The sequence below is a fragment of the Verrucomicrobiota bacterium JB022 genome (assembly GCA_030673845.1).
In the GTDB taxonomy this organism is placed as follows: domain Bacteria; phylum Verrucomicrobiota; class Verrucomicrobiia; order Opitutales; family Oceanipulchritudinaceae; genus WOUP01.
The window spans coordinates 107,439-128,629 of sequence record JAUTCQ010000021.1 but is presented as its reverse complement, the minus strand read 5'-3'; the positions used below and the strand labels follow the sequence as shown (position 1 = coordinate 128,629).

At 60.9% G+C, this 21,191-nt stretch carries 22 protein-coding genes; 6 read left to right on the top strand and 16 right to left on the bottom strand.

Going from position 1 to position 21,191, the window contains the following annotated elements:
• Window positions 1-49 precede the first annotated feature (49 nt).
• Window positions 50-1,111, bottom strand: a complete 1,062-nt coding sequence (locus tag Q7P63_16935; GenBank protein MDP0501782.1) for an AI-2E family transporter — start codon at window positions 1,109-1,111, stop codon at window positions 50-52.
• Window positions 1,111-2,364 carry a sodium:proton antiporter gene (locus tag Q7P63_16930; GenBank protein MDP0501781.1) on the bottom strand — a complete coding sequence of 418 codons (1,254 nt, stop codon included), beginning with the start codon at window positions 2,362-2,364 and terminating at the stop codon, window positions 1,111-1,113. The genes Q7P63_16935 and Q7P63_16930 overlap by 1 nt, the downstream gene beginning before the upstream one ends.
• Before the next feature lie 174 nt (window positions 2,365-2,538).
• On the opposite strand from Q7P63_16930, the gene Q7P63_16925 reads away from it, so the two are divergent.
• Entirely contained in the window at window positions 2,539-2,982 is a 444-nt protein-coding gene (locus tag Q7P63_16925) for a hypothetical protein (protein ID MDP0501780.1), read from the top strand.
• Window positions 2,983-3,046: 64 nt separating this feature from the next.
• On the opposite strand, the gene Q7P63_16920 is transcribed toward Q7P63_16925, so the two are convergent.
• The 13 genes from Q7P63_16920 to Q7P63_16860 all read right to left on the bottom strand — a co-directional run bounded on the left by Q7P63_16920 (window position 3,047) and on the right by Q7P63_16860 (window position 16,390).
• Complete coding sequence (locus Q7P63_16920; protein ID MDP0501779.1) at window positions 3,047-3,322, bottom strand: glycine zipper domain-containing protein; 276 nt, start codon at window positions 3,320-3,322, stop codon at window positions 3,047-3,049.
• Window positions 3,323-3,349: 27 nt separating this feature from the next.
• Window positions 3,350-3,805, bottom strand: a complete 456-nt coding sequence (locus Q7P63_16915) for a DNA-binding protein (protein ID MDP0501778.1) — start codon at window positions 3,803-3,805, stop codon at window positions 3,350-3,352.
• Between the two features lie 2 nt (window positions 3,806-3,807).
• Window positions 3,808-4,599 (bottom strand): SDR family NAD(P)-dependent oxidoreductase, encoded by a 792-nt coding sequence (locus tag Q7P63_16910; GenBank protein MDP0501777.1) that lies wholly within the window; start codon window positions 4,597-4,599, stop codon window positions 3,808-3,810.
• 13 nt (window positions 4,600-4,612) lie between these two features.
• Window positions 4,613-5,638 carry an SDR family oxidoreductase gene (locus Q7P63_16905; protein ID MDP0501776.1) on the bottom strand — a complete coding sequence of 342 codons (1,026 nt, stop codon included), beginning with the start codon at window positions 5,636-5,638 and terminating at the stop codon, window positions 4,613-4,615.
• A gap of 52 nt (window positions 5,639-5,690) precedes the next feature.
• A complete protein-coding gene (locus tag Q7P63_16900; protein MDP0501775.1) occupies window positions 5,691-6,494 on the bottom strand; it encodes a DUF1698 domain-containing protein in 804 nt (267 codons plus the stop codon).
• 7 nt (window positions 6,495-6,501) lie between these two features.
• On the bottom strand, window positions 6,502-7,596 hold the full coding sequence (locus Q7P63_16895) for a glycosyltransferase (GenBank protein ID MDP0501774.1): 1,095 nt from the start codon (window positions 7,594-7,596) through the stop codon (window positions 6,502-6,504).
• On the bottom strand, window positions 7,593-8,690 hold the full coding sequence (locus Q7P63_16890) for a glycosyltransferase (GenBank protein ID MDP0501773.1): 1,098 nt from the start codon (window positions 8,688-8,690) through the stop codon (window positions 7,593-7,595). The genes Q7P63_16895 and Q7P63_16890 overlap by 4 nt, the downstream gene beginning before the upstream one ends.
• Window positions 8,691-8,703: 13 nt before the next feature.
• Window positions 8,704-9,843, bottom strand: coding sequence for a glycosyltransferase (locus Q7P63_16885; protein ID MDP0501772.1), 1,140 nt, complete (start codon window positions 9,841-9,843; stop codon window positions 8,704-8,706).
• The gene (locus Q7P63_16880; protein ID MDP0501771.1) at window positions 9,840-10,985 is read right to left on the bottom strand and encodes a glycosyltransferase family 4 protein; all 1,146 of its coding nucleotides are present in this window, start codon (window positions 10,983-10,985) and stop codon (window positions 9,840-9,842) included. Before Q7P63_16880 ends, Q7P63_16885 begins: the two co-directional genes overlap by 4 nt.
• Before the next feature lie 153 nt (window positions 10,986-11,138).
• Window positions 11,139-12,101 (bottom strand): zinc-binding dehydrogenase, encoded by a 963-nt coding sequence (locus Q7P63_16875; GenBank protein ID MDP0501770.1) that lies wholly within the window; start codon window positions 12,099-12,101, stop codon window positions 11,139-11,141.
• A gap of 84 nt (window positions 12,102-12,185) precedes the next feature.
• Window positions 12,186-14,249 carry an NAD-dependent epimerase/dehydratase family protein gene (locus tag Q7P63_16870; GenBank protein MDP0501769.1) on the bottom strand — a complete coding sequence of 688 codons (2,064 nt, stop codon included), beginning with the start codon at window positions 14,247-14,249 and terminating at the stop codon, window positions 12,186-12,188.
• Window positions 14,250-14,251: 2 nt separating this feature from the next.
• Window positions 14,252-15,373, bottom strand: coding sequence for an NAD-dependent epimerase/dehydratase family protein (locus tag Q7P63_16865; GenBank protein ID MDP0501768.1), 1,122 nt, complete (start codon window positions 15,371-15,373; stop codon window positions 14,252-14,254).
• A gap of 165 nt (window positions 15,374-15,538) precedes the next feature.
• The gene (locus Q7P63_16860; GenBank protein ID MDP0501767.1) at window positions 15,539-16,390 is read right to left on the bottom strand and encodes an SDR family oxidoreductase; all 852 of its coding nucleotides are present in this window, start codon (window positions 16,388-16,390) and stop codon (window positions 15,539-15,541) included.
• Window positions 16,391-16,680: 290 nt separating this feature from the next.
• Here Q7P63_16860 and Q7P63_16855 point away from each other — a divergent pair, with 290 nt between their 5' ends.
• The 5 genes from Q7P63_16855 to Q7P63_16835 all read left to right on the top strand — a co-directional run bounded on the left by Q7P63_16855 (window position 16,681) and on the right by Q7P63_16835 (window position 20,234).
• A complete protein-coding gene (locus tag Q7P63_16855; GenBank protein MDP0501766.1) occupies window positions 16,681-18,387 on the top strand; it encodes a hypothetical protein in 1,707 nt (568 codons plus the stop codon).
• 129 nt (window positions 18,388-18,516) lie between these two features.
• Complete coding sequence (locus Q7P63_16850) at window positions 18,517-18,726, top strand: hypothetical protein (protein ID MDP0501765.1); 210 nt, start codon at window positions 18,517-18,519, stop codon at window positions 18,724-18,726.
• Between the two features lie 36 nt (window positions 18,727-18,762).
• Window positions 18,763-19,269, top strand: coding sequence for a ferritin-like domain-containing protein (locus tag Q7P63_16845; protein ID MDP0501764.1), 507 nt, complete (start codon window positions 18,763-18,765; stop codon window positions 19,267-19,269).
• 71 nt (window positions 19,270-19,340) lie between these two features.
• Window positions 19,341-19,511, top strand: coding sequence for a hypothetical protein (locus Q7P63_16840; GenBank protein ID MDP0501763.1), 171 nt, complete (start codon window positions 19,341-19,343; stop codon window positions 19,509-19,511).
• 27 nt (window positions 19,512-19,538) lie between these two features.
• Window positions 19,539-20,234: an amidotransferase gene (locus Q7P63_16835; GenBank protein ID MDP0501762.1), complete on the top strand. Its 696-nt coding sequence runs from the start codon at window positions 19,539-19,541 to the stop codon at window positions 20,232-20,234.
• Window positions 20,235-20,243: 9 nt separating this feature from the next.
• Here Q7P63_16835 and Q7P63_16830 read toward each other — a convergent pair whose 3' ends face one another.
• Window positions 20,244-21,188: an NTP transferase domain-containing protein gene (locus tag Q7P63_16830; protein ID MDP0501761.1), complete on the bottom strand. Its 945-nt coding sequence runs from the start codon at window positions 21,186-21,188 to the stop codon at window positions 20,244-20,246.
• Between the last annotated feature and the right edge of the window lie 3 nt (window positions 21,189-21,191).

The following is a 21,191-nucleotide window of genomic DNA, read 5'->3' as shown; positions in this document are numbered from 1 at the left end:
CTGCGCGATATTTTAGGGGTTGAACGGTGCAGGCTGCATGCGCCGCCCTCTACTTGCGCTCCCCTTGCCCCGGGATTTTCGCCGATTCGTCGTGCAGGAGATCGCGCTGGTAAAGCATACGGTAGCAGACTAATAGTATTACCGTTAGCGGCGTGCCCAGAATCAACCCGAGAGGCCCAAAGACCATGCCCATGACAATCGTCCCCAGCAGTGTCAACACAGGCGGCAGTTGCACATTCTGCTTCAGTACCATGGGGGTGATGAAATTGCCCTCCAGCACCTGAATCACGATATAGACGGCCAGGACCTTGATCGCCATAACCTCGCCGCCGGAGAATGCGATGAGGATCGCGGGGAAGGCCCATAATACCGGGCCCACGTTGGGCACGAATTGAAACAGACCCGCCAGCGGCCCCAGCACGAGCGCAAACGGGGCGCCCACGATTACCATGCCCAGGGTGACCAGGGTACCGATGATGAGCATGGCAAAGCCTTGGCCGATCAGCCAGTGCCAAAGCGCCCGCCCGCAGGCCAGCAATACCTGGCGGCCCTTTTCGCGGTAGCCCAGAGGCAGGATACTGATCATCCCGCGCGCATAGGCTTCAGGGTCGTAGGCGAGAAAGATGCCGATTACCAACGCGAGAGCCATCGCCGTAAACGCTTCGGCCGAGCGGGTCGCGGGGCCGATAATGCGGCTCAGCACACCGTCGCCGTCGCCGCCGCTCAAGCCGCCACTGAAGAACATGCGCCCCCAGGTGGTGGTCCTCACCTGGTCGATCATCGCCGGCATCTTTTCCAGCAGACGTTTCGATTCCTCGATCACCATCGGCAGGACCAGCATGGCGATCCCTGCGATAAGGAGGAAGACGCAAGCCGTGACCACGTAGAGGCAGTGGCAATAAGTCCAATGCGTCTTGCTGCGCAGCATATACGCAAAGCCGCCCATTACGACGGCCAGCACGACGCCGGCAAAAAAGATCAGAAAAGCCTCGGCGCTCTTCCACATGAAGAGGGCCAGGCCGATGAGGGCGAGCGCGATCATTACGCGCTTCTGGAACTCGACCAGAGGACGATGGTGGGCGAGATCGTTTGGGGGCTGTAGAGAGGTCATTACGGGTGGGTAGCTTGCCCGCGCTGGCGCAATGTAGAGCCCAGCCAGCGGGCGAAAGGAGCGGCGGTAATGCCGTGGATGACGACAGAGAGCGTGATTGCGAGACTGATGTGCGGCCACAAGTCGTTGCGGCTCAATTCATTTTCGGCAAACATCACATAGTAAAGCGCTGCGATCCCCAGCGGCCCGAACCAGCCGAGGAATGCCATCTCGGGCACATTGATACGCGGGCGCAGCAGGCGGTTGAGTACAACAACCGTTATCATGCGTCGGCCGATGATGACAGCCAGCCAAAGCAGCCCCATGCCCCAGCCGAGTGCCGGCCATTCCGTTACGGGCAGGAACAGGCCCACGATCATGAAGATCGTGATGGTGAAAAATTTGTTGATGGCCTCTTGAATCTCTTCCTGGTGCTCCTGGTGCTCGTCGTCGATAAATTGGTCGAAGACCACGCCTGCGACAAACGCGGCCAGAATGCCGTCGGCACCCATCATTTTGACCGCCGTCATGATGACCACGGGCAGGGCGAGCGTGAAGCCGAGATAAGACGTGTGGCGAATCATGCCACGATGGCTCACAAAGGTGAGGATCTGGGCCGCGAGCCAACCAAAAAAGGCTCCGAGCAGCGCCGCCATCCCGATTTCCTTCAACAACCCCACGACCAGCCACTCCTGAGCCGTCGCCCAGTTTACCCCGTGATTGAGCACATAGATGGGCAGGATGACAAAAAGGAAGCCGAGGCCGTCGTTGGAGCCAGATTCAGCCGAAATGCCCTGCTGCTCCCAGGTGGGAATTTGTTCGTTGGCCAATGGGCCAGTAACGATCGGAGTCGATACAATAGGGTCGGTTGGGGTGATGATCGCCGCCAATAGCGCCGAGATCCAGAAGCCGAAGTTGCCGCCTGCCCAAAGGCCCAGGGTGGCCGCCCCCCACATCAGCGGCATCCCCAGCAGGATGACGACGGAAAAGAAGCGCCACTCGCGGCGCCAGTAGTGCTTGGGCAGGCGTAGCGCGATCCCCATCAGGCCGATGGCGAGGGTCATGCGCGCGCCTTCTTCCATGATCAGGTGGCGATGCTCTTCGCTGGGGAGCTGGAGCAGGCCCGATACATGCGGGCCGATGATGACGCCCGTGGCCAAGGCCAGCAGAGGCAGCGGCAGCCACAACTTCTGCAGCAGACTCGCAAACGTGATATAGGCCAGCGAGGCTACCGAGAAGAGGAAAACCGTAAAGTTGATCGTCGCACCATCCATCAGGGCAACGGGAGAATGCTACTTGTGTGCCAGCCTTCAGGAACCCGTATTTCCGCCTGGGTGGAATAGCCAACGATGCAAAGTGAAACGCTTCGGCCCCTCTAGGGGGGCATCCTGAGCAAGCGGTAAAAGCGCTCGCTCATCGGCCGGAATCCTGCAGTGAATGGATCTGTTATGCGTAAACCCATCTTCCCCTTGATCGCCTTCGCCGGCGTTACCCTCTTCACGGCTTGCGAGCGCGCATCCACTACCGCCGATCCCACGGGCTCGACCACGCCCAGCGAGCAGGAACGCGCCTGGGCAGAGCGGACCTTTACCGCCACGCTCCAGGTCCCAACGCCTGCTCACAGCATCTCGATCCAGGAAGTCTGGCAGGTGCGCGACCAGGTATGGATCTGGGCGCGAGTGGCGCACAGCGAGGGCATGGCCGCGCAGGTCATCACCGAGTCTACCGACAGCGTCACGCTGCAGGCTCCTCCCGGCAACGCGCGCTACTTCGTCAGTGGCATCACATGGAACTGGGGAGAGCTGCCGGAAGGCTATCAGCGCGTGACCGACGAGCAGCCTTTCCAGCCCGAGACCCAAGGGGGCACCAAGCTCTACCCGGCGAAGGAGTAGGGCACAAAAAAGCGGCGGGAGCCTGATCCCCGCCGCTCGCTTAGCACAAATTTCTGGCCCGCGATCAGTCGTCATCGTCGCGGTCGCGCCGTTCCTCGCGATTGCCGTAGTAGCCACCCGCTGCGGCTCCTGCTGCGCCCCCGATGGCCGCCCCTTCGAGCGCATCGCCCGATTGGGACCCGATCAAGGCCCCGGCTGCGGCTCCGGCCGCCGCGCCTTGCAGCGCACCTTCTTCGGTGTTCTGCGGCTTACGGTAGTTTTCGCAGCCCGCAAAGCAGAAAGCCGCGAGCAGGCTCAGCCCCGCCAAGGGGCGGTAAAGGAAAGAAGTTTGAGCGTTCATGGTGGTAGGGATTCGTAAGTGAAAGGATTACACTTCCTGTTGCTTGCTGGCATCGAGCTGCAACAAGGGCAGCTCGACCCGTGGGTCGAATTCGCGGTGCAGGTGAGCCGGGCTGGCAATCACCATCACCTCCAGGGTGGGGCGCACCACGGCATCCTTAAGGTGCCCGCCGATACACTGGCCATCTGGCTTGCCCAGGATCGCGTGGGCATGCAGCTGGGCCTTGCCATCGCGAGAGGCAATCGTGCCAGTCAACGAGAGCAGCTCCACCTGCTCGTGCACCGGGATGTCGATATATTCCAGATGGTCGGTGTTGAAGAAACGCAGGCCCGCCTCTGAAAAGGCACCGATGCCGTGGAAGCGGGCAGAAACGATCCCTTCCTTCGCGACAAATGCGGCCAGCTTTTCCATCACGGCTTCGCCCGTTTCAAAGACGAGCACATAGGTGGTGTCGCCGGTAGTATCTAGCTTTTGGTAGCGCATGCCTAGCCTTGGAGCAGGGATTGGGCACCGTCGATAAAGACCTCCGTGCCAGTGATGTGGCGGCTGTGCTCGCTGGCGAGGAAGTAGACCAGCTCGGCCACATCTTCGGCCTTGCCAGGCTTGCCGTCGGTCAGCGGGATTTTGCCCTCGGGGAATACGACCGGCTCAGCTTCGGACTCGATGTTCTCCTTATCCGTATTGTCGTCGATGGCCGATTCGATGGCGCCGGGGCAGATGGCGTTGACGCGGATGCGGTGGCTGGCCAGCTCCAGTGCGATCATCTTCATGAAGGCCACTTGACCCGCCTTGGACGACGAGTAGGCACTGGCACCCGTGTTGGTAAACATACGGGTACCATTGACCGAAGAGGTGATGATGACGGAGCCGCCGTCGCGCTTCAGCATCGGGAGGCAGGCCTTGACGGTGTAAAAGGTGCCCGTGAGGTTGATGTCGATCGTCTTGCACCATTCCTCCGGCTCCATGTCTGCAATGGGTGTCCAGGTGCCGTTGATGCCGGCATTGGCAAAGACGATGTCGATCCGGCCCCACAGCTCGTCGAGTTGTTTGGCAGCCTTTTGCATGTCCTCCCATTTGCTGATGTCGGCCTGCAAAGCCTTGGCCTCGCCGCCCGCTTCCTTGATCAGGTCGACGGTTTCCTGGGTGTTATCGAGGTGTCGCCCCAGGCAGCCCACCTTGACGCCGTCACGGGCCAGTCGGAGCGCGGTAGCGCGTCCCAGGCCTTCGCCGGCTCCGGTAATCAAGGCCACGCGGTTATTGTCTTTTTTGTCTGCCATAATGGATTGGGGGTTAAGAGTCGTTCCTATGGCGCAAGACGCGGGCCAAACCGAGCGCCGTGCCGAGCAGGACGCCCGTCGTCACCCCCGCCATCGCCACAGTGCCCCGATGTTTGCTGGCCTCCAGCTGCAGACTGTGCCCGTAAGCCCGGTCGTCGAAGTCTCCGTGTGCGGCGAAGTCCCCTGGTACGGGGGCATAAAGATTGTCCGGGCGGTCGGCAGCTTCGGGCTCCTCGATTTGTTGGCCGCTGTAGCCCTCGCGGGCCAGCTTGCGATCCGCATAGCCGGGAGCCACCTTGTTGCCGTAAACTGCCTTGAGCGTAGAGCTGCCGACGAGGACCTCGCGCCGGCGACTACACGCGGCCAAATAAATGCCGTCGGCCGCCACTTCGGGCTGGTAGATAGGCGGCACCGGCTGGGCCTTCTGTGGCAAACGGCTGCGGACCCAACTAAATTGGGGCGTGTTGACCGCCGGCAGCTGGACCATCGTCACGTGCACGTTGCTGCCGTCGTGCAAAAGCTCCGTGCGCAGGGAATCGCAGAAGCCCTGAATCGCGTGTTTGGAAGCGCAGTATGCGCTCTGCAGCGGGATCCCCCGATAGGCGAGGGCAGAGCCCACTTGCACGATCGTGCCGCGGTCACGCTCCAGCATGCGGCCCAGCACTGCCTTGGTGCCGTAGACGTAGCCGAGGAAGCAGACTTCCGTCACGCGGCGAAACTCTTCCGGTGTGGTATCCTTGACCGGGGCGAAGACGCTGGTCATCGCGCAGTTGACCCACACGTCGATCTCGCCTAGCTGATGTTCGATACGATCGGCTGCCATTGCCAGTGCATGGGCGTCGCTGACATCGGCTTGGATCGCCAGGGCGTGTGCCCCCAGCTGCTGCAATTCCTTTTCCGTCGCCTCCAGGCGTCCGGCTTCGCGGGCTATAACCGCTACATTGTAGCCCTCATGGGCAAATTTGCGGGCGGTGGCGCGTCCTACGCCTGCCGTCCCGCCCGTGATTACGACGACGGGTTTACGATTCTCTGATACCATATCGGGAAGGGGTTGAGTTTACCCGATAGGGGGAGCAGAGACGGTACCAGCCTCAGGCGTTGGGCGGATCAAGGACCTCCGCAAGCGCTTGCTGAATGAAAGCGTCGCCCTCCAGGGCGTAGGAGCGCGGACGGCAGAGATACGTCTCGTGCATGGGCCGCTCGACAATTTCAAGGCCGGCAGAACGCAACATGGCTTCGACTCCGGGGATATTGGCCGCCCACCAGTTGGTCGGGTCGTCGGCCAGGCGATGCTCGATAAACGCCATCTTGGGCCAACCCGGCTCTGCCAGGCGCTCGCGCCGCTCGAATTCGAGATTGTCGGGCACCGCGCAGCCCTCGCTGCCTTCGGGGCTGGTCAGCGTCTGGAACACCATCCAGCCGTCCATCTTGCGCACCAGCCCGTCGAGCGCGAGCAGCGGGTAGCGCAGGTGGTAAAACAGCCCCATAAAAAAGATCCCATCGTAGCGATCGGGTTCGCGAATGACGGTGTTGACCGAGGCCTCGCGAAATCGGATGCGCTTTTGCAAGCCATGTTGCTCGGCAGCCCAGATCGCTTGCTTCAGGTAGTGCGGGTCGATCTCGACCGCATCCACCTGCGCGCCTCGCTCCGCCAGCTTCAGGGCGTAGAAACCAGCGTTGCAACCCAGCTCCAGCACGCGCTGGCCGGAGAGGTCTTCCGGCAGGTGGCTGGCGAGCTGCTCCCATTTGAACGACGGGAAGTCGCCCAGCGGATGTTTGGGGGCGGTCTGCGTGCCATCTGGCAGGTGCAGGTTCTGGAACCACGGTCCCAGCTCTGCCACCTTGCGTTCCGTCGGTGTCGAAGGGTTCGAGAAATCTGTCTGAAGCTGTGCCATATGCCGCTTAGGATGCGAGCGCCGGGGCGAGGCACCCATGGTAATGCCCTTCGAGTTCCGCCGCGCGATGATCGGCCGTGTGGGAGGCGAGGATACGTTTGCGTGCGGCCGTGCCGATGTTCTGGAGATCGGCGGGCGAGAACTCCTGCAGGTAGCGCAGCGTGTCGGCGGGGCCTCGGCTGATCAGGATTTCCGACCCGATGTCGAACAAGGTATCCAGACCGTTCCAGTAGTCCGAGATCACCGGCGTGCCGCAAGCGGCGGCTTCAAACAGGCGGACACTGGGCGCATAACCCGTCTGGCGCATGGCTGCGCGGGTGATGTTGAGGGTAGCACGCTGCTGGTTGTAAAAGGCGCGATGTTCGGCGGGCGGCAGGTGCTCGATACGACGGACATTTTCCGGCCACGCGATCGAATCCGGATACTGTGGGCCGGCGACTGCAAAGCGACCGTTGCGCCAGTGGCGTGCGGCTTCGAGCATCAGGCGGTCGACCCCTGGCTGGCGGTCGTCGCTGTAGGTGCCGAGGTAGCCCAGGTCGTAATGTGTTTCGCCCTGCTCTGGGTAATACAGCTCTGGATCGACGGAGCAGTAGAGCGGGCGCGCTCGTTGGGCGCCGAACTCCTGCTCCAGGCGTCGCAGCAAGGGGCCGCCGGTGAACGACAGGTAGAGGTCGAAGCGCGGGATCAGACCTGTTGAAAGGTACTCCTCGTCGCCCCGCGCCAGCTTCTCCAGCGTCACCGGCGTATCGATGTCGTAAAACGCGATCATACCGTGCGCCGTATCGCAGGCCCAATGGCCGACCGCGACCCCGTCGGGCACGTAGGAGCCTACGATCACCATGTCGGCCCTGCGCACGGTGTCGGCGAAGCGTTGCTTCAGATCGTCGAGGTCGGTGTAAAGGTGCGTTTCGGCAAAGTCGGGATGCGGCAGGTCACGGTTGCTGGCATACCACGGCACGTCGCGCTCCAGAAACGTAATCCGATGGCCCCGGCGCTGGAGGGCCTTGAGCAAGGCGCGGTAGGTGGTGGCGTGGCCGTTACCCCATGAAGATGTGATGGAGAGGCCGAGGACAACGATGTGCAGGGGATGGGGGGTGTTCATGAGGCGCTGGCAAACTGAGGACGGTTCAAGAGAAGGGCTTCAAGCTCGGCTGCACGGTGGGCGTAGGTGTGCTCCTGCAGCAGCCGCGCGCGGGCCCGGCGGCCGATTTCGCGCGATTCCTTCATGGAAAGGTCGCGCAGCAGCTCGGCCACTTCCTTGCCATTGTGGGCTACGAGGCACTCACGCCCCGGCTCCAGAAACTGCTCCACACCCTTCCAGGCATCGGTGATCAGGCAAGCTCCGGCTCCGGCGGCCTCAAACACGCGGGTGGCGGGCGAATAACCCATGCGGGCCATGCTCTCGCGGCTGATGTTGAGGACCGCGCGCGGGCTCGCATTGAAAGCATTGTGGTCGCGCGTGTAGAGGTGCCCCATTGGCTGGACGTTCGCCAGCTCGGGTGCGTTTTGGTGCCAGCCGTTCCCTGCCAGCAGGAAACGCTTCTCGGGCAGGGCCCGGGCGGCGCCAAAGAAAAACTCCATCACGCGCTCTTCACGATCGGGCAGGCGGTTGCCCGCGAAGTTGAGGTCGCAGGCAAAACGTTCGTCGGTCGGCACCGGGTGATGGTCTTCCGGGTCCAAAGCGTTGTAGATCGGCACGCACTGGCGCGAGCCCAACTGGGTAAACGCTTGCACCACGCCTGGTCCACCCCCGTAGGTTAGCACCGCATCATATTCGGGGATGTGGCTGCGCAGGGGGTCTTGCGGGTTGTTATCGAGCCGCTCCAGCGTCGCCGGGGCGTCAACGTCCCAGTAAATGACCTGCGCGCCTCGTCGTTGGTGGGCCAGCACGGCGGCCTCCAGCTCTTCGTCGAAAATACCGACTCCGCTGGCCTTCACCACCACATCGGCGTGGCTGGCATGCTCCAGACACTGGTGCATGGCTTCGCGGTTGGCGGCGTAGACGACGCTGCGGGCAAAGTCGGGGGTATCGAGGTCGCGGTGTTGCTGGCGTTCGAAAGCGTCGGGCTCGTAAAAGGTAATCTCGTGGCCTCGGGCATGGAAGGCGCGCAGCATGCCACGGTAGTAGGTGGCGGCGCCGTTCCAGTAGGCGGAAACGAGGCTGGAGCCGAAGAAAGCGATCTTGAGCTTGGGCATAGCGTGAAAGGGATCAAACTTGGGTGGCGGGGCTCAACCTGCGGGTGAGGCGGGCATGACGGTGCGTCTTGATCAGATCGATGATCTGGATCAGTTCGTCGACCCGGTGGTGGCAGGTGTGCCGAGAGCGGATGGTGTTGAAGGCGCGTTGGGCCATGGCTTCGGCGCGACGCGGGTCATGCTTCAGCGCGTAGAGGTGGCGCTCCATTTCATCGGCGTCCTCGGCCACGAGGTAATCTAGCCCGGGGGTGAAGAGCCTTTCGGCATCCTCCCATGGAGCGCTGATCAGCGGGATGCCGCAGGCCATCGCCTCAAAGGGCCGAATAGTCGGGATGCCGGGCAGGCTCTCGCGGTAGTACCGGCGCGGCACGTGAACCGTCATGCGGTAGCGGGCAAACACCTCGGGCGCGCGGAAGTTCGGCAGCCAACCGGCATAACGGATACCCGCCTCTTCGAGGGCTGCGAGTGCTTCGGGCGGGTAACGCACCCCGTGGACCGTCGCCTGATAGCCGAGGTTCTTGACCGGCTCCAGCAGGAACTCGTGCAGCTCGTTCGTGCGCTCGTCGTCTCCCCAGTTGCCGATCCAGACGACGTCGCCTTCGATATGGTCGCGGGGCAGGGGGCGAAATACGCGGCTGTCGGCGGCTTCATGCCACGTCCAGGCGCGTTCCACCCATTGCTTTTCCAGATAACGCTGGCGCAAGACTTCGCCAAAGACGAGCGCACCGTCGTAGCCGGAAAGATCCAGAGCATCCATCTCGTGCTGCGCACTCACGCCTCGGTGGTGCGTGTCGTGGAAAAGCAGCACGTAATTCGGGTTGGCCTTGTGATGCTCGCCGATCGCCTTGATCAGGGCGGGCGGGTTCCACTCGTGCACAATCACGACGTCGGCATCTTCAAGCAAGGCATCCAGCTCCAGCTCATTCGGCAGGTAAAAGCGTGGGTGCAACCGCGGGTAGTAGTCCCGCAAGGCCGAGAGCGGCTCCGAGCCCGCATCCTCCACCAGATGCTGGAGGCTCCAGTTGTTGAACTCCTCGTAGATCGCTACCTGATGGCCGCGGGTAATAAGGTCGGTCACGACGCCGCGCAAGAAATGGGCGTTGCCGTGGTTCCAGTCGGACGCGAGGGAATGGTAAAACCCGATAATATTCATCCAAAGGGCGGTTGAAAGGGTGAGGGGACGAAAGGCGCGCGTGAAAAGGTGGTGGCGGACGCTTTCTCATGGGTCGACTCGCGGCTCGGGAATTCCGCGTAGAGGCTGGCGTAGGCTTCCCCAAAGGCTTCGGCAGAATAGCGACGGGCGCGGGCTTGGGCACGGCGGGCCATTTCCGCCCGGCGGGGCGCATCATAAATGAGTTGCCGCAGCGTCAGGCACCAGGCTTCGGGAGCATCGCAGGGCACATACAACGCCGCATCGCCCCACACTTCGTGTAGCGACGGGATGTCGCCCAGCACGAGCGCACAACCTGCCAAGGCTGCCTCTAGCGGGGCCAGCCCAAAGGGCTCGTAGCGGGCCGGGTGGGCGAAGATCGAGGCAGCGGCCAGCACCTGACGCATCTGCAGCGGCCCGAGGTTGCCCAGGCAACGCAAAGCGGTTTGAGGCTCGCGTTGCTCGGGATAGCTCGGGTGCTCGGTCTCGCCCGCGACATAAATGGGCCAGCTGAGTTTGCGCCCGGCGGGGTGCAAGACGCTGAGATTCTTCGCCTCATCCCACACGCGCCCAGCGGCAAGGATCAGCGGCTGCTTTTGCGCGTTGCGGACAAAGGCGGTCGAGCTGCGGCCATTGGCGAAGACGCGGGCGTCCTGCACGTCGGCATCGTAGACTGCCAGTCCTCGCAGCATTTCCTTGGTCGGCGCAGTCACTACGGTCGCGTTTTCGAGCGCTTGGCGAACGCAATTGCGATAAGGCTGCCACTCCTGAGAAGGCAGCCCTCCTTTTACGGCCTGAAACCACGAGTAGACGCACGAATGCGCAGTCAAGACCACCGGCAACTCCCAGCCCGCGACTGCGGCTCCATAGTCGTTAAAGTGCAGGACATCGGGGGTCACATCGTCGACGAGGCGGCGCAAGGCGTCCTGCGCTTCTTCGACGTCGTGCCACGGGTCGTCCATCCATTCCAGCTTCTGGGGCAAGGTATAGAGCTCGCAGTTGCGCAGCGCATTGGCCTCTTCACGCTGCTCGCGGTTCGGCTCCCGGCCACGCGCCACGAGGGCGACTTCGACGTGGTGGGGCTCCAGCGAGCGGATGAGCTCCATGGCGTAGGTCCACACCCCGCCCAGTGTATCAGCGGTCATCAATACACGGCGTGTGGTCGGGTATGTTTCCGTTGCTTCCATCAACACTGCGCAAAGAGGGTGAGACTTGTTGTTTGCTCCTGCTGCCCAAACGTGCGACGCGTGGGGCTGTTCCAGACAAAATCGGGTGCGACAAGCATGAAACCGTCGAAGCTAGGAATTCATCAAGACGAGCGCCTTCATAAAGCCTTCAGGCCGCTCATGCATGGTCTCGAACGCCTGCTGGATGTCTTCCAGCGCGAAGGTGTGGGTGTAAAGGCGACGGGGGTCGAGACCTTCCAACGCCTGCAGCTCCACCGCACGCTTCATGCCGTCGAGGTAGATCAGCGGATCGCGCTCATGGGCGTTGATCACGTCGAGCCCCAGCCAGTTCCACTGCTGGAGGTTGACTTGGCGCAGCCCGTCCTGGTGGAAGCCGGCAATGACCATGCGGCCCCGCTCCTTCAGCAGATTGGTGGCGAGGTCGATTGGGCCGGCGGCACCTGTGGCTTCGATAACGACGCTCACCCCTTGGCTGCCAGCCCACTCGTGCAGCTGTTTGGTCACGTCCTGGCCGTCTCCCGTATCGCGTACCGTAAATTCCGCCCCGTATTCCTTGGCAAATTCCAGCGCCGACTCGCGACGACTGACGGCTGCCACTCGGGCGCCAGCCCGGGCGCAAAGCGAGACCAGCAACGTGCCGAGGAAGCCGCTGCCGATCACCACCACCGTGTCAGTGGCAAAAATGCGGGCGCGGCGGAAGACGTTGATCGCGCAGCCCAGCGGTTCTCCCGGCATGGGGCGACCGTCGAGCGACTCCGGCAAGGCGATAACCTGGCTGCGGTGGGCAAGGTCGTACGGAGCAAAAGCATGATAGGTGAGCGCAGTCACACGATCGCCGACTTGCCACTCGGTTACGTCTTCCCCCACGGCTGCGACATAGCCCCAACCTTCATGGCCCGGGTTGCCAGCCTTGACTGGATACTGGAACCAGTCGCGCCCTTCCCAGATCGGCAGGTTGGAGCCGCAGACGCCGCAACCCTCCATGCGGATGAGGACTTCATCGGCCTTCGGTTCGGGCACGGGGACTTCTTCCAGCACCCATTGCCGCGGCCCTTTGAGGACGGCGGCGCGCATCGTGGCGGGGATGGGATCAGAAGTTTCGCGGGTAGAGGGAGCAGCGGTAGAGGCTTCTTCGACGGTGAGTGAGGAGATCATTTTTCAGGATAAGGTTGAGACGGGTGAAGTGAGTTGCTGGCGACGTTCGAGCCAGCGGTAAAGTTTAGCCACGCCCTGCTTCCAGCTGATTTCCGGGCGCCAGTCGGTCGCGGTGGAAAAGCGGCTGTGGTCGGTCACATAGTAGCGTTGGTCGCCCGTGCGCCATTCGCCAAAGTTTACATCGACCGGCTGGCCATGAAGCTCGGAAAGGTAGTCGAGCAACTGGATGAGGCTGATCGAGTTGTCGCGCCCGCCCCCCAGGTTGAACGCATGGCCAGCGCAATGCTCCGGGTGATTCAGCGCGAGGCTGAAGGCGCGGACGAGGTCGCCCACATACAGGATGTCGCGCACCTGCTTGCCGTCGCCATAAAGCGTGATCGGCTCTCCCGCCAGCGTGCGACGGATAAAGTGCGCTACCCAACCCTGATCCTCGTTGCCATGCTGATGCGGGCCGTAAATGCAGCTGAGGCGGAAGACGGTGGCCGGGATGCCAAACGAGCGCGCGTAATCCAGGATATACTGGTCGGCCGCGCCTTTGGAACAGCCATAGGGGCTGTGAAAGTCGAGCGGGCGATCTTCCCCGAAAGCCTGCTGCTTGCGATCGACCGGGCGGTAGCGATTGTCGACCGCTTCCATCACCACATCTTCCATGCCGCCATACACCTTGTTGGTGGAGGTAAAGATAATAGGAACCGGCGTGCTGCGTTGGCGGATCGCTTCGAGAATGTTTAAAGTGCCGCCTACGTTGATTTCAAAGTCGTCGCGCGGGTTGACGAGGCTTGTGGTGACGGCGACCTGAGCGGAAAAGTTGAAGACTGCCTTGGCTCCGGCCACCGCATCTGCCACCGCAAAACGGTTGCGCACGTCGCTCAGCTCCACCCGCAGACGGTCGCCGTAGCGGGCGAGCAAGTCGTTGAGGTTGTTCTCGGCCCCGGCGCGGGAAAGATTGTCGAACACCAAGACCTTCTCGCCTTGATTCAGGAAATGCTCGGCTACGTTGCTGCCGATAAAACCGGAGCCGCCGAAGACGAGCACGTATTCTTCTGCCTCGCTGCGGTTGAGATGGTGGGTGCGGTCGGCGCGGGCCTCATGCCCGAATTGTGGCGAGGGGAGCTGCCCAAATGCGGCGACAGCTTCCAAGCCCTCGCTTGCCCACAGGCGGTATAGAAGCTTCGGCGAGCCGTCGTCGCGGCGCAGCCCAAAGTGGTAGTGTCGCTCGTCGGCGTGGAAGCCGTCCTGGTGGGAAAGGTTCGGATCGAGGTCGTCGAGCGAATACCAGTAAAGGCGGTCGGCCGGGGCGTGCAAAGCGGCGAGGAAGTGCTGCAACTGGCGAAATTCATCGTGCCGCCAGGTGGAGTAGCCCGCCTCGGTAATCCACAGTTGGAGGTGAGAATTGCCGCTTTGGTCGAGGACATCGCGTACCTCTTTCAGCGGTTCACGCCAGTCCTGCCACTGGTGGTCCCAGGTTTCCGGGAATCCATGAACGGAGACCGCGTCGAGGTGCTGCAATACCCCACGTTGGGCGAGATTCCAGAAAAACTGGCCTTCGATCGGGCTGACGCCACCCAAAACGACTTTCTTCCCGCACTGCTTGGCCCAGTGAGCGGCCATGCCGATCATCTCGGCAAACTTGGCCCAACCCGGGTCGTGATGGAAGTCCCACTCCACATGGTTGTTGGGTTCGTTCCACAGCTCGACCCATTCAAAATGCTCTCCGTAGCGCCGGATCACTTCATCGGTGAAGTCCGCAAACGCCTTCAAATCCTGCGGTGGGGCGCTGGTGCGCGGCGCCTCGGCAATCGAGGGCGGGGTGTAGTTCAGGCACGGCAGCAGCTCGACTTCCGCCGCCAGTGTGGGGACGAGCCAATCATACCACGCTTTGCCCTCCGGTCGGTGGTAATCTGCCCACGAAAAGCCGATGCGCAGGTGCTCGACGCCCAGCTCGCGTACGGCTGCAAGCACGCTGGCGACGCGGTCTTCTTCGCCTGGGCGGAACCATTCCACAAAACCAAGGGGAGTGCGGGGCGTTTCGCCATTGGCGGCGGAGTCGGTAGGAGAAATGATCATGGCTAAAGGGTCAGTCCACGTTGAGTCAGTTCGGAGCGGGCGGCCTCCGTATGGTCGGTGGCGATCTCGCCTTCCAGCCATTGGGCCAGTTCACGCATGCCATCTTCAAGACGCACTTCGGGCGTGTAGCCCAGGATATCCCGAGCCTTGGAGATATCGGCGAAGCAGTGGCGGATGTCGCCCACGCGATACTTGCCGGTGGTCTCGTAGCCCAGGTAGCTGCGGCCCATGGCTTCAGCCAGGCGCTGTGTCAGCTTTTCAATCGTGATGGGCTGGCCACTGCCCACATTGAAGACCTCGTTATGGGCGCGCTCGTTGTCCAGCGCCAGACGGCAGCAACGCGCGACATCCTTCACATGCACAAAGTCGCGCTGTTGTTGGCCGTCTTCAAATATCTGGGGCTGCTTGCCGTTGAGATAGCGCGAGGCGAAAATCGCGATGACACCCGTGTAGGGGTTGGAAAGGGCCTGATGGGGCCCATACACGTTGAAAAAGCGAAAAGCGGTCGTGGGGATGTTGTAAGCTTTGCCCACGATCAGGCACATGCGCTCCTGGTCGAGCTTGCCCAAGGCGTAAATCGACGAGGGCAGGGGCTGCTTGCTCTCTGGCGTCGGCACCGGCTCCAGTAGCTGGTCGTCTTCGTTGCGCACTTCCCACTGGGCCTGCTTCAGTTGCTCCAGACTGCGCTCGGGCACGCTGCACACCTCACCGCCGGGCTGGCGGTAAAGCCCCTCGCCATAAACGCTCATACTGGAGGCCACCAACAGGCGCTGGACCGGGCGTTCGATCAGGCATTGCAGCAGATTAGCGGTGCCTTGGTTATTGATCGCGGTGTAACGGTCGACTTCATACATGCTTTGGCCAACGCCCACGGCGGCGGCAAAGTGGTAGACGGTATCGATCCCAGCGAGGGCTTCCTGCAGCTCTCCCTTGTTTCGGAGATCGCCGCGGAAAAATTCCACGTTAGGATGCAGGTAGCCGGGAACCGACGGGGTATCGCCATGCACCTGTGCCTCCAGCGAGTCCATGACCCGGACACGATGCCCTTGGGTCAGAAGCTCGGTAGCGAGATGCGAACCGATAAAACCAGCTCCGCCCGTAATCAGGATGTGTCGTTGTTTCATGGGTGAGTGGGGCTGCGCACGCCTGATGCCAATCATAAGGTGGATTTTGTTAAACCGTTGGGATACCCGCTCTTACAATTTAGGCTTCTTCTGCTGCAGGGGGAGGCTGCATCCGCCCGTGCACCGTGCATGGCGGAATGGCATGGGCAGTTGCAGCTCACGGATTTAGGTGTTTACAATCTCTCCCCCGTTCGGATGGAGGACTTGGCCGGTGTAAAAACTGGAATCGCTGGACGCCAGAAAGACGTAGGAAGCAGCCAGCTCGTTGGGCTGCCCCGGACGCTGCATAAGGTTGTCGCTCCCAAACTCCTTGACCTTGTCTTCGTTGAAAGACGCAGGGATCAGAGGCGTCCAGACCGGGCCGGGGGCGACGGCATTGACGCGGATCTTGCGCTCGGCCAGCTGCGTGGCCAGCGAGCGGGTAAAGGAAACGAGCGCGCCCTTGGTCGAGGAATAGTCTACCAACCCCCCGCTACCCCGGTACGCGGTGACGGAGGTGGTATTGATGATGGCTCCACCTTCCGGCAAGTGGGGCAGGGCGTACTTCGTCAGCGCAAAAGCCCCGAAAACGTTCGTGCGAAAGGTGCGCTCGACCGTATCGAGGTCGATGTCATCAACTTTGGTGCATACGTGTTGCTCGCCTGCATTGTTCACGAGGATGTCGAGCCCGCCGAACGTCTCGACGACTTTCTGCACGGCCTCTCGGCAAAAAGCGCGATCTCCAATATCGCCCGCCAAGGCCAGCGAGCGCTGTCCGGCGGCCTCGATCGCCTTCATCGTACGCTCGGCATCGTCGCTCTCATCGAGGTAGAGTATGGCCACGCTTGCGCCCTCGCGCGCGAAGGCGGCGGCTACGGCAGCCCCGATCCCGCTGTCGCCCCCGCTGATCAGGGCGCGTTTACCCTTCAAGCGTCCTGCGGCAGGCGAAGCTGCTTGTCGCACCTGAGGTGCGGGAGTCATCTGGGCCTCATGCCCGGGCTGCTTGTCTTGATGTTGAGGAGGTAAGGTATTCGACATGCCTCCCTACATGCACCAAAAGTGCCAGAAAAGACCGTTGGACGAAAAATAATGATGAAGATGAAGCTTTCGAAGAATTACCCTCATGAAGGCGTGCATCTCAGTTTGCACCGCGAAAGTTAGCGAATCGCAAAGGCTCGGATGGGCCTCAATCAGCATATGTGACGACAGATTCTTTATTTCCCTGAACAGGAGTAAGAAAGCAAAGATGTAAGCGTTATTGGTATGGGCATTGCGCAAGTGAAAGGCGTCTGGAAACAGAAAATAAACCCACTGAAAATAAAATTATGATGAACAACCAGAAAACCACCCAAAGCCTCCGACGCCACGCCCGTAAGCCGCTTTCCGCGCTGCTCGCTGCCACTACGCTTGGCCTCTTGATTACTCCAAGCGCAATCTTCGCCCAGAACGGCGATTGGGAATATACCGATGAAGGCTGGAGCCAGGAAGAATGGTATGACCCCACTGACTGGTTTGATGATGAATTTCAGGAGTTGAACCAATCCGACTATGGTCGCTATTGGAACGACGATTCCTGGAGCAATAATATGGCCTCCAATAATAATGTAGGCTACGATGGCGACTACTATTACAATCGGAACGACAGCTCCGATCAATGGGAGCGCCAAGGTACACGCGATCAAAACAATAACCGCCAAGATCGAGCCCGCTCGAATTACGAGGCGGAATATGTGATCTATACCTTTACGAGCACCGATCGCCAGCGACAGCAGGATTCCCGGAACATGCGGAGCAACGATCGTAGCCAGGGAAACCGCAACCAGGCTTCTCAGGCGGAAGACAAGCAGAAGACGAAGAGCAAGCAAATCCAAGGCGAGATTCAAGGCTTTCGCCAAATGGAGCTGCAGACCCAAGAGGGCGATTCCGACCAGTTTACGGTCGTCAAGCTGCGCCTCGACGACGGTCGCAATACGGTCGTCAGTCTCGGTCGCTCGAACGATCTGCAAGATCTCAACCTTGAACAAGGGGACCAGGTCCAGCTGAAAGGCACCGTCGGCCAGATCGACAACCAGCCTGTCTTCATTGCTCAGAAACTGCGCGTCAACAACCAGACGGTAGACGTCAACCGCGCCATTCGACGCGAAAGCGTGAACCAGAGCCATTCCGACCGTAACCGCCAAGGTAATCGGAACGGCAGTTCGCAGAACTCCGACTGGAAGCAGTCGACTTCTTCCTATAACCCGGAAGACCGCAACCGTTCTGAAAGTTCCAACCAGAACCGCAGTAACTGGAACCGCAATCAGCAGGCTTCCAACAGCTCGGACCGCTACAACGATACCTATTCGTACGACTCCAACCAGCGGAACTGGGAGCAAAGCAGCCGCGACCGCAATGAGAGCCGTAATCAGCAAGCGAGTAACCGCAGTTCCGGCCAGTCCAATCAGTCCTACACCTACAATTCGAGTGAGGGCAGCTGGGAACAAGGCAACCGCGATCAAAACCGTAGCCAAAACCAGAATCGTTCGGATCGCAGCAGCCAGAATCAATCGGTGACTTCCTACACCTACGACTCGGCTGACGGGCAGTGGAGCGACAGCAAGGATCAGCGCAACGCGACCAACTTCAACTCCCAGAACCGGACGGCTTCTCGCATGCGTGCCATGCAGAATGAGGACCGCGACACCACCGCGTCCACCTCGCGAGATCGCAGCAATCAAAATCGCTACGGCCAGAACAGCAGCTCTGGCGACCAGATGGATCAGGTGACGCTCCGCGGCCGGGTCGAAGACTTTCGCCGGGTGACGTTGAACCGTAGTGGCCAGGATTCCGAGGAGCAAACGCTGGTCCGCATTCGCCTCCAGAATGGTGAAAGCGCCCTCATCAACCTCGGCTCCGACACCTCCCTCTCGGATCTCGATTTGCAACGTGACGACCGTGTTATGATCAGCGGTGAGCGTCAGCAATGGGGAGACCGTAGCATCGTTCAAGCTCAACGCATTCGTGTGGAAGGCGAAACCGTCAAGTCTTCTTCCTAAAGCTTAATGCTTGATTAGCAGATGCTTGGTAAGCCGTCCCGATGCGTTTCGGGGCGGCTTTCATGATTTTTATGCCGGTTTGGAACGGCGTATGCAAAAAGGTTTGGCAAACATCAACCCATCAGAGCCATGCTTGGATATATTTTTGCCATCATCGGTGTCGTGCTCCTGATCGTGCTCGCCTTTGCCATTCGCGGCCCGGCGAAAAATCAGGGCCTGAACGACGCCAAGCGCCTCCGCCCAGACGAACGCGCCGGCACCTCGCGCAGCGAACCTGTCGCCGAAGAGCCGCAACCCGGCCCGGTCAACAGCATTAACCGCCCGCGCACCTCCCACTAATTTTTCACAGACACAGAACCTCAACCGGACAAGACAATGTTGAATACCCTACACGATCTCTACCTCGAACAACTCCGAGACCTTTATAGCGCCGAGACGCAACTGATCGAAGCGTTGCCGAAGATGGAGGCCGCCGCCTCAAATCAGGACTTGAAAAAGGCTTTCCGCGAGCACCTCGATGAGACCCGCAACCAGGCGGATCGTCTCCTCAAGATCTTTTCTCAGCTCAACCAGCGCCCGGACGGCCATACCTGCGAGGCGATGAAGGGACTGATCCGCGAAGGCGAAGAAGCGATTCGTGAGCTCGGCAACCCTGAAGTCAAGGATGCCGCGCTCATCGCTGCCGCCAACCGCGTGGAGCACTACGAGATCGCCGCTTATGGCGCCACCAAGACCTTTGGCAAGATCCTCGGCGAAAAAGAAGCCGTCGACCTGCTCGAAAAGTCCGAAAAGGAAGAAAGCGCTGCCGATAGCAAGCTGACCAAGCTGGCCGAGGGTGGTATGTTCTCCAAGGGCCTGAACGAGGCCGCCGCCAAGCGCTAAGGCGACTCTTTCATGCACGGGTCGTAGCCTTCGGGTTGCGGCCCTTTTTGTAACCCATACCGGAAACCGCTATGTTGGAATATATTATGGTCGTGGCGGTCGTCGTCGTCATCCTGGGAGGCCTCTTCTGGTTCCTCTGGAAAGGACGCGAGCTGGACCGCGAACAACAAAACCGCCAAGTGCGGGCCGCTGAACACGCCGCCCAAGCGCATCAAAAATCGACGCATCCCACTCGCGGATGACGTATTTTCCGTTTAGTTCCTGAAGGCATGGAAGTCCATGTCTTGCAGCACTTGCCGTTTGAAGCTCCTGGCTCGATTGCGAGCTGGGCCGAAGCCCGGGGGCACCAGCTTAAGGTGACTCACCTCTATGCGGGCCAGACGGTGCCCGCCGCCGATGAGATCCGGATGTTGATCGTGCTCGGCGGCTCGATGGGGGTGAATGACGAGGCAGATTATCCGTGGATGACGGATGAGAAAAAGCTGCTTCGCCATTTGCTCCATCAAACTCAAGTCCCTGTAGCCGGGATTTGCCTGGGTGCGCAATTGATTGCTTCTTGCCTCGGCCAGAGAGTCTTTCGCGGCCCTGTGATGGAAGTGGGCTGGGCGCCGCTCATGCTGACGCCGGCCGCTCGTGAAGACCGCGTAGCATGGCAGGCAGGCATTACGCCGCTGCATTGGCACCACGACACCTTTGAATTGCCGCCCGAAGCGATCGTGTTGGCTTCTACGCCTGATTTCTCCCACCAGGCCTACCGGTGGCAAGATCGCGTGCTCGGCCTCCAGTTTCATCTGGAAGCGACTCCTGCAGGAGTAGAGGCCCTTTGCGCAGAATGCCCGCAAGACGTGCAGGCGGGCGTTTGGGGCCAGACACAGGCTCAAATTACCAACTGCGCCATCCAATGCGTCCAGACGCAGCCGTTGCTTTTCGCACTGCTGGACGATTTGGCGAGCCAGGCGCAGTAAGCTGCAAGCCTATTCAATGCCCGGATGCGCTTCCCGTCCCCATAATTCGGACGGGTAGACACCTTGCGCAATTAATTCATTAAGCTTGGCCTGCACCTGCGGGAGGTCTTCCCGGTAGGTCATGCCAAACCATGGCGAATCGGTCGATGGGACGGCCACCTCCAGCTTGCCCTGCTTTACGCCGGCCATCACGGCCGAGGGTAGATAAAATTCACCTTTGGACAGATCGCGGTCGGGCGTCTGCAAGAATGTCTTCAGCTCATCCTGCAAGAGATCGAAGAAACGGGGGGTAAAGCCGAAACAGTTGAGCGATACGGGCGTGCTGGGCGCCAGCTCCTGCTCGTCGCCCTCGCACTGACCCATAATGCGGTCGTCCCCTTGCCGCTCGATTTTGGTAAACTCGGTCAGCTGTTGCAGACTGCCGTTGTTAACCACGCATACGCCGCGAGATACCGGGCCGTGGGGAGAAAGAGTGTGATTGAGCGGATAGGAGACCAGGACCGCCTGGTCGACCTCGCCCGCTTTGGCTTCGGCCTCTTTGAGGCCCTTGATCAGCGTCTGGTAGGCGCCCTTGCCGTAAAAATCGTCGGCATTGATCAGGCCGAAAGGGCGGTCCACCACGGCACGGGCCGCCCACAAGGCGTGTCCGGTGCCCCACGGCTTGGTCCGCTCTGGCTGGTTCGCCAGTTCTACGGGCAGCTCGTCCGCCTTTTGGTAGGCGTAGCAATACTTCAGGCGATTGCCGAAACGGCTCGCTACCTGCCGCTCGAAGTCCTCCTCCAGCTCCGGGCGGATGACGAACACGAAGTCCGTAAAGCCAGCGCGCTGGGCGTCGAAGAGCGAATAGTCCAGCAAGGTGGAGTCGTCGGGCCCGAGTGCATGGAGCTGTTTCAAGCCGCCGAAGCGGCTGCCCATCCCGGCAGCGAGGATTACGAGGGTGTAGCGTTCCTTCATGGC